The sequence below is a fragment of the Ruegeria sp. H3 genome (genome assembly GCF_056533095.1).
In genome coordinates, this window is record NZ_JBQFOD010000023.1 from 1 (window position 1) to 12,588 (window position 12,588).

Here is a 12,588-nt window from a genome sequence, read left to right on the forward strand (position 1 = left end):
CGTTCTACTGCGATTGCAAGCTCATGGATGCACTACCGTCAGTCAGGTGCCGCCGCGCGCGAGATACTGATCAATGCTGCCGCCCAAAGCTGGGGCGTCGACCCAAGCGGTGTCACCATTGAGGATGGGGTCATCACTGCTGGCGACAAAACTGCGCCGATTGCGGAATTTGTGGCGGCCGCATCTCAACTGGAGGTGCCCGCAGAGCCTCGCCTGAAAGACCCGTCGGAATTCCGGTTGATCGGAAACGAGAGCGTGCGTCGCAAGGATTCGGCGATCAAGGGCAACGGCCAGGCGAAATTTGCGATGGATGTGCATCTGCCCAACCAGATGGTGGCCATGATCAAGCGGCCAGAGTCGCGCGGTGGCATCGCTTTGGGCTTTGACGACAGCGCATCGAAAGAGATCAAAGGCTATATCAACGCGGCTATTCTACCCAATCAGGCCGGTGTTGCGGTTTATGCCGAAAATACATGGGCCGCGATTCAGGCGCGGGATATGCTTGAGGTCGAATGGGACATGTCAGCGGCAGAAACCCGTGACTCGGACCAAATCAAAGCCGAGATCATGGCCGCGTTGAACGCAGAGCCAGAGTTCAACGTGAACCAGGCCGACGTCGCTGCGGTCGCCGCAGCCATTGATGGCGCGGACACGGTGATAGAACAGTCGTTCTATTTCCCCCTGCTGGCCCACGCACCGATGGAGCCGCTGAACTGCACCATCGAACAGACCGCCGAAGGTGACATCATTCTGCACGACGGCGCGCAGATGCCGACCGGCCCGCACATGGCCTACCAGCAGATATTCCAACTGCCACCAGAGAAAATCCAGATCAAGACAATGCTGGCTGGCGGATCCTTTGGACGCCGCGCAACGCCGGATGCAGACTACCAAGTCGAAGCTGCGCTGGCCTTTGTGGTCACAGACCGGTCGCGCCCGGTGAAACTGGTCTGGACGCGCGAGGATGACATCCGCAGTGGCTACTATCGCCCGGCATTTGGCCACAAAGCGCGGGTTGGTCTAGACGCGGATGGCAATATCATCGGATGGCAACATCAAGTCGCCGGTCAGTCGATCATGAAGGGCACACCGTTTGAATCCTTCTCGGTTCATGACGGCGTCGACCACAGCTCGATCGAGGGTATTGCCGACAGCCCCTACGATATTCCCGGCATGGCGCTTGGTCTGACGGACACGCCCAAGGCAACCTCGGTTCTGTGGTGGCGGTCGGTGGGGCACACCCACACTGGATACGTTATGGAGGTCATGATGGACCTGGCGGCTAAGGCAGCGGGTCGTGATCCAGTTGAATTCCGTCTCTCTTACCTGGCTGATGGTGATGATCCAGATCAGTCGCGCAAAGCAGGCGTGTTGAAACTGGCGGCTGAGAAGGCCGATTGGGGCAATCCTGCTGAAGGACGGGCTCAGGGTATCGCTGTGCACAAATCCTTTGGATCCTATGCTGCTCAGGTCGTCGAAGTCTCTGGCGACCCTGAATCGGGCATCAAGATCGAAAAGGTGACATGTGCGGTGGATTGCGGGATTGCGGTTAACCCTGATGTCGTCCGTGCCCAGATGGAAGGTGGCATCGGTTATGGCATCGGTCACGTGATGCGTGGCCAGATCACGCTGACCGGCGGGGCCGTAGATCAATCCAACTTCCCGGATTACGAGCCGCTGAGGATCAGTGACATCGCTGCCATTGATGTGCATATCGTGCCATCTGCCGAAGCCCCCACCGGGGTGGGTGAGCCAGGAACGCCCCCGGCCGCGCCTGCGTTGGCCAATGCGATCAACACGCTGTCCGGTGTTCAGATTGCCGCACATCCGATGACAGAAGACGGCATCAGCTTCGTCTGATCCAGTGGACCCCATAGCGCAAATTGCGCCGCCCCTTTGGGCGGCGTTTTTCTTTGCAGAAGGCTCCTTATGAATAATTTGATCAAATTTCGTGACTTCGAGGGCCTGCTTCGATACATCTCAGTTAATCGGAAGAACGGAACCTGAAAAATGGACCTGAGTACTTTGCATAATTTTCGCGTCGCAGCCTGCGATCTGAACGGTCAACTGCGCGGCAAACGGGTTCCACCAAGTTATGCGGACAAACTCTCAAAGGGTGCGGTACGTATGCCGTTCTCGGCCCTGAATGTGGACCTGTGGGGTGCGGATATCGACGGCAGCCCCTTGGTGTTTGAAAGCGGCGATGCAGATGGCGTTCTGCTGCCAACGGAACGTGGGCCTGTTCCGATCCCATGGCTGGGCGCGGAAACCGCATTGGTTCCCATGTGCCTTTACAACGATGCCGGTACGCCGTTCGCGGGCGACCCACGGCATGCCCTGTCGGCCACATTGTCCCGTTACGGCCAGCGCGGCTGGTCGGTGGTTGCCGCGACTGAACTAGAGTTCACCCTGCTGGACGCTTCCGGCCCTCACCCCCAGCCCCCTCTGAACCCAGTGACCGGTCGTCACCTGACGGACGAAGCGGTGTTGTCGGTCGCGGAAATGGATGCGTTCGAGGCGTTCTTCACCGATCTCTACGATGGTTGCGCTGCAATGGGCATCCCGGCACAAACCGCCATATCCGAGAGCGGTATCGGCCAGTTCGAGATCAACCTGAACCATCAGGATGCGATGCGCTGTGCAGACGATACATGGCTTTTCAAGGCATTGACGCGCGGTCTGGCCCGCAAACACGGGTTTGCTGCTACATTCATGGCGAAACCTTATGCCGACGATGCGGGAAACGGGATGCATGTGCATTTCTCGGTCATTGATGCCGATGGGCGAAACATCTTTGATGATGGTGGTCTCGAAGGCACCGACCTGTTGCGATCTGCCGTTGCGGGCTGTCTGGCGGCCATGCCAGCCAGTAGCCTGATCTTTGCACCAAACGGCAATTCCTATGCACGACTGGTGCCCGGAGCACATGCACCCATTGGCGCAAGCTGGGCCTATGAAAACCGAACAGCGGCCATCCGTATTCCAGGGGGCGCACCGGCCGCCCGGCGTATCGAACATCGTGTTGCCGGCGGTGATATCAACCCTTACCTTATGCTGACCGCCGTACTGGGTGCGGCACTGATCGGGATCGAAGATGATATGAAGCCGCCCGCCCCGATCACCGGGAATGCCTATGAGGTAGACGGGCTGCCGCAGCTTGCGAGCAATTGGTCCGAAGCGATTGACCAATTCGAGGCCGACCCAATCATGACCCGCCTGTTCCCAGCTGAGTTGATCCGCAACATGGCCCTGACAAAACGGCAAGAGATCGCGCGCTTTGCAGATCGTCCTGAAGACCAGCATTGGCTGAGTTATTTAGAAGCTGTTTGACCCCCCTTGCCCGGCGTTCGCGACTAGGGTATTTCTGAATTTGATCAAATTCGGTGACTTATGAAAATCGGTATTCTACAAACCGGCCACACCCCCGACGTGCTTAAAGACGAATTCGGAGATTACGACTCGTTATTTCCCGCCCTCCTGAAAGGCCACGGGCTAGAGTTCGAAACCTTTGCCGTTGTGGACGAGGTTTTTCCAATCAGTGCGGACGAGGCTGACGGGTGGTTGATTACAGGTTCCAAATATGGCGCCTATGAGGACCTGCCGTGGATCCCGCGACTCGAAGAGTTGATCCGCCAAATCCACCAAAGCGGCAAGCCCATGGTCGGCGTGTGTTTTGGCCATCAAATCATCGCGCAGGCCCTTGGCGGCAAGGTCGAGAAATTCGAAGGCGGGTGGTCCGTGGGGCGAACCGAATATGACTTTGACGGAGAAAAGGTCTGGTTAAACGCCTGGCATCAGGATCAGGTGGTTGCCCTACCCGAGGGGGCCAAGGTGACTGGCCACAGTGACTTCTGCCAGAATGCAATGCTGCAATATGGCGATCAGATCTGGACCGTTCAGGCACACCCTGAGTTTTCCAATGACTTTGTAACCGGGCTGATGCGCACGCGCGGCAAGGGTGTGGTACCCGATGATCTGATGCAGGCCGCCGCGAACCGGCAATCGGCACCAGATCACAATGATCAGATCGCGCATCTTATGGCAAATTTCCTGAAGAAAGCGAGGGCCTGATGGCCGATTGGACAGATGCACTGCCACAGGCAGCACAAGCTTATATCGAAGGGCATCGGCTGGACGAGGTTGAATGCATCATTTCCGATTTGCCCGGCATCGCACGCGGCAAGGCGGTTCCCGCGTCGAAATTTGCACGGCAATCCTATTTCCACTTGCCCGACAGTATCTTCTACCAGACCATCACCGGGGATTGGGGCGAAGCTGCGGGTGAAGACGGGTTTATCGAACGGGACATGATCCTGAAACCTGACTTCTCGACTGCGTCTGCTGCGCCCTGGACCGGGGATTGGACGTTGCAGGTGATCCACGACGCCTATGATCGAGATGGCGAGCCGATCCCGTTCAGCCCGCGCAACGTGTTGAAACGTGTCGTACAGCTCTACCACGACAAAGGGTGGAAACCCGTTGTTGCCCCCGAGATGGAGTTCTTTCTGGTTGCCCCAAACGTAGACCCGGCGCAAGGGATCAAGCCTATGATGGGCCGCTCGGGCCGCCCGGCAGCAGCACGTCAGGCCTATTCCATGACCGCCGTCGATGAATTCGGCCCGGTGATTGATGACATCTACGACTTTGCCGAACATCAGGGGTTCGAGATTGACGGTATCACCCAAGAGGGTGGCGCCGGGCAGCTCGAGATCAACCTGCGCCACGGCGATCCCGTCAAGCTGGCGGATGAGGTGTTCTATTTCAAACGCCTGATCCGCGAGGCAGCGCTGCGACACAATTGTTTCGCCACGTTCATGGCCAAACCGATCGAGGATGAGCCCGGTTCGGCCATGCATATCCACCATTCGATCATTGAGATGGAGACAGGGCAAAACATCTTCTCGGGTCCGCAAGGCGGCGAGACGGATGCGTTTTATCACTATATCGCAGGACTGCAGAACCATCTGCCCGCAGGTCTTGCCGTGATGGCGCCTTACGTGAATTCCTATCGGCGCTATGTCAAAGACCATGCCGCGCCGATCAATCTGGAATGGGCGCGCGACAATCGAACAACGGGAATCCGGGTACCCTTGTCCGGCCCCGAAGCACGGCGGGTTGAAAACCGCATCGCCGGAATGGATTGCAACCCCTATCTGGGCATCGCGCTGTCGCTGGCCTGTGGCTATCTGGGCCTGACCCAACAGGAACGCCCCCGCCGTCAGTTCTATGGCGATGCGTATGAAGGCGATGGCGATATCCCTCAGGTCATGGGCAATGCGCTGGATCTGTTTGATGAGGCCACTGCCCTGCATGAGGTTCTCGGCCCCGAATTCGCGCGTGTCTATGGCATCGTGAAGCGGGCTGAATACGAGGAATTCCTGCAGGTCATCTCCCCCTGGGAACGCGAGCATCTGTTGCTGAACGTCTAAACCAGCGGAGCCGGTCGCTATGAACCTTCTGTATTCCAACGACCGCAAGGCTGAGTATCCGGCAAGCTGGTATGCCGCAACGGCCAACACCATGGCGCCGTTCGCGGCGTTCGAAGGCGAAACCCGCGCAGACGTCTGTATCGTCGGCGGCGGCTACACCGGGTTGTCAGCAGCGCTGCACTTGGCCGAGGCCGGGCTGGATGTTGTGCTGCTCGAAGCACACCGCGTCGGGTTCGGGGCTTCGGGTCGCAATGGCGGGCAGTTGGGCAGCGCCCAGCGCATGGATCAGGAAAGTCTGGAGCGATTGGTCGGGCAGGATGATGCCACCAAGCTGTGGGATCTGGCCGAAGACGCAAAGGATTTGGTCAAATCCCTGATCGCCAAGCACCAGATCGATTGCGATTTGAAACCCGGTGTGGCTGATCTTGGGCTGTCGATCTCGGACCAGAAAGAGCTGCACGCCCATGCCGAGCATCTGTCGAACACATATGGCTACGATCAGATAGAGCTTCTGGATGAGGCCGCGGGACATGCGCTGTGCCCTTCGCCCACTTACAAAGGTGGATATCTGGACAAGGGCGCCGCGCATTTGCATCCATTGAACTATGCGCTTGGGTTAGCACAGGCGGCGCATACCGCAGGTGCGCGCATTCACGAAGGAACCGAGGTTCTGGGGATCGAAGAGGGCGATCCAGTGATCGTGCGCACCAAAAACGGGACGGTACGCGCCCAACATCTTATTCTGGCCTGCAACGGCTATCTTGGCGCGCTGAACCGGCAGGTGGCATCGCGTGTCATGCCGATCAACAACTTCATTGCAGCGACAGAACCACTTGGCGATGACGCCACCCGCGTTTTAACCCAGGATGTCGCCGTTGCAGATACTAAATTCGTGGTAAACTACTTCCGCCTGAGCGCTGATCGGCGGCTTTTATTTGGCGGCGGTGAAAGCTATGGCTATCGCTTCCCATCCGACATCGCCGCCAAAGTGCGCAAGCCGATGGTTGAGATTTTCCCGCATCTGAAAGACGTGCAAATCGACTATGCATGGGGCGGCACTCTGGCGATTACAATGCGTCGAATGCCATATCTTGCGCGACTTGCCACCAACATTCTTTCGGCATCGGGATATTCCGGCCACGGCGTTGGCACCGCAACCCATGCCGGGCAGCTTATGGCTTTGGCCGTTCAAGGACAGGCCGAAGGGTTTGATACCATGTCCCGCGTCCCGGCCCTGCCCTTTCCGGGCGGCCCGGCCTTGCGTAGCCCGCTACTGGTACTGGCGATGACCTGGTTTGCGATGCGGGATCGCCTGGGCTTCTGAAACCCGTTTTTGATTGCGACAGTTTGGTGAAATTTTGCCGATCCATCGATTGGGGACTTGGCACGACCCGCCTTCTTGATTTAAATAAACGAAATTTAGAATTCGGGAATTCCAAATATGACGCTGCCCCCCAACGTCCATGACGCCGAACCCATCCCCGCCGCCGCCCGAGACGCCATCGACGCCCTGATGCAATCGGGTGATCTGTTTCGGTACACCGCACCACAAGATGCGCCGGTTGCCCTGCTGGAGGCTGAGTTTGCGGCTCTGCTGGGCACCAAATATGCGCTTGCAGTCTCCTCCTGCTCGGCTGCGTTGTTTCTGTCGTTGAAGGCGCTGGACCTGCCGCGGGATGCACGGGTGCTGATCCCGGGCTTTACCTTTGCCGCTGTTCCATCCTCGGTCGTGCATGCAGACTGTATTCCGGCTCTCTGCGAGGTAGGCGAGAACTACCGCATCAATATGGATGATTTCGCGGCCAAACTGGAGGATATACAAGCCGTTATCATCAGCCATATGCGCGGCCACACCTCGGATATGGACGCGATCATGGAGCTTTGTGATGCGCGCGACATCCCGGTAATCGAAGACGCGGCGCATTCGCTGGGGACCACCTGGCATGGCCGGAACATTGGCACCATTGGCAAGATCGGGTGCTTTTCGTTCCAGTCTTACAAAATGATCAACGCCGGCGAAGGTGGTATACTGATCACAGATGACGCCGATCTGGTCGCACGCGCTGTGATCATGTCGGGTGCTTACGAGCACAACTGGAAAAAACACAAAACCCCACGCGGTGACAACTCACCTGAGCTTGAGCAGGCCTTTGCCCGCTGGCAGAACCAACTACCGCTTTATAACCTACGGATGAGCAACCTGAGCGCTGCCGTAATTCGGCCGCAGATCCCCGAGCTGGCGCGCCGGGTTCAAGACGGGCTGACGAACCATGACTATGTGGCGGAACGCCTGAACAACTCACCCTATGTCGACGTCCCTGCTCCACTGTCGCCGGAACGCCGTGCGCCGGATTCGATCCAGTTCAATCTGGTCGGCATGGATGAGGCTGAAATCCGGGCCTTCGCGGCTGCGTCTGAGGCACGTGGTGTCAAGGTTCAGGTCTTTGGCCTGAGCGAAGATAACGCCCGCGCGTTCTGGAACTGGCAATTCCTGCCCGAAAAGTTCGACCTGCCGCAGACACGCGACATGTTGATGAAAGCCTGTGATGTGCGGCTGCCCGTACGCCTGACGCGCGATGAATTGGACGTGATCGCCGATATCCTGCTGGCTTCAGTCGGTGAAGTGACAGGTCCGGTTCCGGCATATGGAACCTGACATGAAAAAGGCCCGCGCAAAGCGGGCCATCTTTTCCATGGTTCAAGATCAGTTCAGTTTGGAAAGCTTGTTCTGTAACTCGGCCAGCTGCTTTTTTATGTCGTCCAGATCTTCGTTTGCTTCGGGCTTTTTCTCTTCCTGATCCGGCCCGGACCAGCCGCCGGATAAGCCACCTGTCATGGCCTTCAAAAACGCCTGTTGCTGCGCCTGCAATGCGTCGAACCCCGGTATCTGCGACATCGGGTTCATCGCGTTCATGTTTTCCATCATTTTGCTTTGGCTTTCGCGCAGCATCTCGAACGAGCTTTGCAGGAACTGAGGCATCATGCCCCCGCCTGGCACCATATAACTGCGCACAAGGTCATTCAGCACATTCACCGGCAGAACATTCTCACCCCGGCTTTCGTGTTCAGCAATGATCTGCAGAAGATACTGCCGCGTCAGGTCGTCGCCGGTTTTCAGGTCGATGATCTGAACTTCGCGCCCGTCCCGGATAAAACCTGCTATGTCTTCTAGCGTCACGTAGTCGCTGGTCTCGGTGTTATACAGCCTGCGGCTGGCGTAGCGCTTAATCAGCAGCGGTTTTTCGTTGTCCGACACCTAGTACCCTCCCCAAGGATGATGCGTTGCAGCACAGGTTATGCGAGTGCAGCACAAAAAGAAAGGGCAGGTCAATGGACCTGCCCAACGCGAAAGCACCTTTTGGGAGGAATAAGGTGCGTGTATCGCGAAGCTCTTACTTGGCGGCTGCGGCTTTCTTGGCGGCAGTCGTCACGTCGTTGGTTGCTTTCTTGACAGCAGCAGTTGCTTCTTCAGCAGCGTCTTTGCCAGCAGCCATCAGCAGCTCAACAGTTTCGGTCTGAACTTTTTTCGCGATTTCAGCGAAAGCGGCCAGGTTTTCAGCTGCAACTTCAGCCGACGCGCTTGCGAAATCGGTTGCCGCTTTGGCGTAATCAGCAGGCTCTGCCTTGGCTTTAGACATCTCGGTCATCTTGGCCAGGGTGTCCTTGGTCCATTTGTTCGAGATCTCAGCCGATTTTTCAGCCGCTTCCAAAGCAACGCCCGACAGCTTTTCGTTCAGCGAAGCGGTCGATTTGAATGCGCCTTCCAGCGCGGTGGTGTCCACAGGGAACGCGCCCATCATGTCTTTCATGATCGCGGAAAAGTCTTGAGTCTTTGCCATCGTTCTAATCCTTTTGCTGAGCCGGGCCCACCCCGGCTTTCGTCAGCTTGAGGACAATATGGTTTCTGCATTGCAGCATTGCAAGCTTTTTCTTGCTGCAATGCAGAAAAACTGTAGTTTCAAAATGAAATCAGACGTTTGGATTGGCGACTACATAGGTCCCGGGAGCCGGTGCAAGGCTTGGATGGGTCGAATCGCCTGTCTTCCGTGCTGGCACCTGTTTGCCCGATCGCTTCTTCAGCCATGCCTCCCACATGGGCCACCAGGATCCTTCGTGGAAATCCGCCTCTTTCAGCCAGGTGTCTGTATCTGATTTCAGATCGGGGTTTGTGTAATGGCCATACTTCTTCTTGCTAGGCGGGTTCACGATCCCTGCTATATGGCCGGATTCCGAGACAACAAAGGTCTTTGAGCGTGACCCCATCTTTTGCACACCGCGATAGCAGTCTTTCCAGGCGGCGATATGATCAGTTTCGCAGGTGATCGCCATCAAAGGGACATCCACATCGGCCAGCGTCAGCTTGTGCCCCAAAAGTTCGATCCCGTCCGAGGCAAATTCGTTGCGTTGGCACAGGCCGCGCAAATAATCGACCGCCATCTTCGCAGGCAAGTTCGCGCCATCACCATTCCAAAACAACAAATCGAAGGCCGGAGGCACCTCACCCATCATATAGCTGCGGATGGCCGGGCCGTAGACCAGATCACGTGAGCGTAGGAATGACATCGTGCGCCCCATGATCCACGAGCGCAGCACGCCCTCTTTTGTTACCTCTTCTTCGATCCCGTCGATGAAGTCATTTTGCAGAAACGGTGTGAACTCTCCCTGTTCCGAGAAATCCGTCAGTGCGGTGAAAAGCGTTGCCGATTTTATCGACTTATCGCCTCGTTGTTTCATCAAGGCTAATGTCAGGCTGAGCGTCGTGCCCGCAATGCAGTAGCCTATCGCGTTGACCTGTTTGACCTTGCAGATCTTCTTTGCGACCTCGATGGCAGCCAGGAAACCGTCCTGAATGTAATCCTCCATCCCAGTTTCGGCGTAGCTTGGATCCGGGTTGACCCAGCTGACAACAAATAGCGTATAACCCTGTTCCGTGATCCATTTGATCAGGCTGTTCTGGGCCTTCAGGTCAAGAATATAAAACTTGTTGATCCAGGGTGGGAACAACACAATCGGTGTTTCATGCACCGTTTCGGTCGCAGGCTTGTACTGGATCAACTCCATCATGCGATTGCGAAAGATCACGTCACCCGGGGTAGTCGCCAGATTACCGCCAACCTCAAACGCATTTTCATCGGCCAACTTGACCACCAGCTCACCATCGTTTGCTTCGAGGTCTGACACCAGGTTTTCCAACCCGTTGATGAGCGACTGGCCCTCGGTTTCCACCGCCTTTTGCAAGGCATCCGGGTTTGTCGCCAGAAAATTGGTCGGCGCCATCATGTCGATGATCTGTTGCGAGAAATAGCTGAGGCGCCGCTTGTCCTTGGCGTCCAGATCATCAACCGAAGCCACGGCCTGAGTGATGGCCTGTGCGTTGGTCTGGTACTGCTGGCGGATGAGGCGGAAATAGGGGTTGGTGTCCCACATCGGATTGGAAAAGCGTTTGTCGGCGGGCGCGTCATGTTCGTCATCCACCTCACCTGTGGTCAACGCTTGCTGCGCTTCGGCAAAGTTCAGAACCGATTTGCCCCAATACTCAATCTGCTGCTCCAGCAGCTTGGCGGGGTTTTGCCAAGCCTCTGCGAAATAGACAGTTGCTGCTCGTGCGAAAAGCTCTTGATTCGGACCGTCCAGCGCAGAGGTATGAGGCTTTTTCGACGCCATAACTTCGACAAGCCGCTTGGATAGGGTTTCGACCTTTTCCATATTTTCTTTAATTCGTTCAATATGTTCTTCTGTCACTTCGGGCATTTGGTCTTCACTTGTTGTCATTTTAACAATTCCCCCCTAACCTCGCTGCTATGCAGAATAACGTCGTGGGTGTCGGGGGACAAAGCGGCGAATGGTCCGAACCGAACAGCCTTAGACTCTGGAGGCCGCTTCCATGCGCTACATGATGACCTACGACTTGATGGAGACCATGCGCAACACGAACCAATGGCTTGGTTCGACTGCCAGCGCGATGGCGTCCTACCCGTTGTTTTCGATGGTTCCAAACCCGGCCTTCAGTTGGATGGCCGCCTGGGGTGAGGTGACCGAGCGCACCTTCCAGCGCATGGTTGTTAAACCCGACTGGGGCATTCGTACGTTTACCTGCGAAGACGGCAAAGATCATCTGGTTGATATTACCACGGTTCTGGAACGTCCTTTTGGCGATCTCATCCATTTCAAGGTAAATGGACGAGAAAAGCAACCGCGCAAGGTTTTGCTGGTTGCGCCGATGTCGGGGCACTATGCGACATTGCTGCGCTCGACCGTCAAAAGCCTGCTTGTTAATTGCGAAGTTTATATCACTGACTGGCATAACGCGCGCGATATTCCTGTGTCTGCAGGCAAGTTCGATGTCGAGGATTACACGCTTTATCTTGTCGATTTCATGAAAGAGCTGGGGCCAGACACCCATGTTGTTGCTGTTTGTCAGCCCGCACCGCTGACTCTGGCCGCAACCGCTTATCTGGCTGAGCTCGAACCTAAGGCGCAGCCCAGCACCCTGACACTGATCGGTGGCCCGGTTGACCCAGATGCGACACCGACTGATGTCACGGATTTCGGTCGCCGCGTGACAATGGGCCAGCTGGAAGAAACCATGATCCAACGGGTTGGTTTCAAATACAAAGGTGTAGGCCGCATGGTCTATCCCGGCCTACTGCAACTGGCCTCTTTCATGTCGATGAATGCCGAGCGGCACTCCAAGGCGTTTTCAGACCAGATCCAGCGCGTGATCCGGGATGAGGCGTCCGATCATGATGCACATAATCGCTTCTACGATGAATACCTGGCCGTCATGGACATGACCGCCGAGTTCTACCTATCCACAGTGGAACGTATCTTCAAAGGGCGTGAGATTGCGCGCAACGAATTTGTTGTAGCAGGTCACAAAGTCGACATTAGCAAGATCACCGATGTCGCGGTCAAAACCGTCGAAGGCGCGAATGATGATATCTCGGCCCCGGGCCAATGCATTGCCGCGCTTGATCTGTGCACCGGCCTGTCGGACAGCAAAAAGGCCAGCCATGTTGAGCCGAATGCAGGCCATTACGGCATTTTCGCCGGCCGCAGCTGGCGCGACAATATTCGTCCGCTTGTGATTGATTTCATGAATGAAAACAGCCGCAAGCCGCTGCGCCGGGCAGCGAACCGAAACAAAGTGGCCTGAGAC

At 56.5% G+C, this 12,588-nt stretch carries 10 protein-coding genes; 7 read left to right on the plus strand and 3 right to left on the minus strand.

The features are described 5' to 3' along the window. The 6 genes from ACR0JE_RS18755 to ACR0JE_RS18780 all read left to right on the plus strand — a co-directional run. Positions 1–1,860: xanthine dehydrogenase family protein molybdopterin-binding subunit (locus ACR0JE_RS18755; protein WP_480865239.1), on the plus strand; the 1,860-nt coding region annotated here is incomplete at its 5' end. A 150-nt stretch (positions 1,861–2,010) separates the two neighbouring features. Further along, positions 2,011–3,330 carry a glutamine synthetase family protein gene (locus ACR0JE_RS18760; RefSeq protein WP_480865240.1) on the plus strand — a complete coding sequence of 440 codons (1,320 nt, stop codon included), beginning with the start codon at positions 2,011–2,013 and terminating at the stop codon, positions 3,328–3,330. 60 nt (positions 3,331–3,390) lie between these two features. Further along, the gene (locus ACR0JE_RS18765; RefSeq protein WP_480865241.1) at positions 3,391–4,071 is read left to right on the plus strand and encodes a type 1 glutamine amidotransferase; all 681 of its coding nucleotides are present in this window, start codon (positions 3,391–3,393) and stop codon (positions 4,069–4,071) included. Continuing rightward, a complete protein-coding gene (locus ACR0JE_RS18770) occupies positions 4,071–5,429 on the plus strand; it encodes a glutamine synthetase family protein (RefSeq protein WP_480865242.1) in 1,359 nt (452 codons plus the stop codon). The genes ACR0JE_RS18765 and ACR0JE_RS18770 overlap by 1 nt, the downstream gene beginning before the upstream one ends. Positions 5,430–5,448: 19 nt before the next feature. Continuing rightward, entirely contained in the window at positions 5,449–6,753 is a 1,305-nt protein-coding gene (locus ACR0JE_RS18775; RefSeq protein ID WP_480865243.1) for an NAD(P)/FAD-dependent oxidoreductase, read from the plus strand. A gap of 117 nt (positions 6,754–6,870) precedes the next feature. Beyond that, a complete protein-coding gene (locus tag ACR0JE_RS18780) occupies positions 6,871–8,085 on the plus strand; it encodes a DegT/DnrJ/EryC1/StrS family aminotransferase (protein ID WP_480865244.1) in 1,215 nt (404 codons plus the stop codon). 48 nt (positions 8,086–8,133) lie between these two features. Here the strand turns inward: ACR0JE_RS18780 and phaR are convergent, their stop codons facing one another. The 3 genes from phaR to ACR0JE_RS18795 form a co-directional block, all read right to left on the minus strand. Continuing rightward, entirely contained in the window at positions 8,134–8,685 is a 552-nt protein-coding gene (gene phaR, locus ACR0JE_RS18785; protein WP_170530730.1) for a polyhydroxyalkanoate synthesis repressor PhaR, read from the minus strand. A gap of 136 nt (positions 8,686–8,821) precedes the next feature. After that, the gene (locus ACR0JE_RS18790; protein WP_170530732.1) at positions 8,822–9,268 is read right to left on the minus strand and encodes a phasin family protein; all 447 of its coding nucleotides are present in this window, start codon (positions 9,266–9,268) and stop codon (positions 8,822–8,824) included. Between the two features lie 130 nt (positions 9,269–9,398). Then, positions 9,399–11,201 carry a PHA/PHB synthase family protein gene (locus ACR0JE_RS18795; RefSeq protein WP_480865245.1) on the minus strand — a complete coding sequence of 601 codons (1,803 nt, stop codon included), beginning with the start codon at positions 11,199–11,201 and terminating at the stop codon, positions 9,399–9,401. Between the two features lie 112 nt (positions 11,202–11,313). Here ACR0JE_RS18795 and phaZ point away from each other — a divergent pair, with 112 nt between their 5' ends. Further along, positions 11,314–12,585, plus strand: coding sequence for a polyhydroxyalkanoate depolymerase (phaZ, locus tag ACR0JE_RS18800; protein ID WP_480542275.1), 1,272 nt, complete (start codon positions 11,314–11,316; stop codon positions 12,583–12,585). Positions 12,586–12,588 lie beyond the last annotated feature (3 nt).

Coding starts and splice junctions, on each gene's coding strand:
- phaZ (WP_480542275.1), top strand. CDS start 11,314: ATGCGCTACATGATGACCTACGACTTGATGGAGACCATGCGCAACACG.
- ACR0JE_RS18760 (WP_480865240.1), top strand. CDS start 2,011: ATGGACCTGAGTACTTTGCATAATTTTCGCGTCGCAGCCTGCGATCTG.
- ACR0JE_RS18795 (WP_480865245.1), bottom strand. CDS start 11,201: ATGACAACAAGTGAAGACCAAATGCCCGAAGTGACAGAAGAACATATT.
- ACR0JE_RS18765 (WP_480865241.1), top strand. CDS start 3,391: ATGAAAATCGGTATTCTACAAACCGGCCACACCCCCGACGTGCTTAAA.
- ACR0JE_RS18770 (WP_480865242.1), top strand. CDS start 4,071: ATGGCCGATTGGACAGATGCACTGCCACAGGCAGCACAAGCTTATATC.
- ACR0JE_RS18775 (WP_480865243.1), top strand. CDS start 5,449: ATGAACCTTCTGTATTCCAACGACCGCAAGGCTGAGTATCCGGCAAGC.
- ACR0JE_RS18780 (WP_480865244.1), top strand. CDS start 6,871: ATGACGCTGCCCCCCAACGTCCATGACGCCGAACCCATCCCCGCCGCC.
- ACR0JE_RS18790 (WP_170530732.1), bottom strand. CDS start 9,268: ATGGCAAAGACTCAAGACTTTTCCGCGATCATGAAAGACATGATGGGC.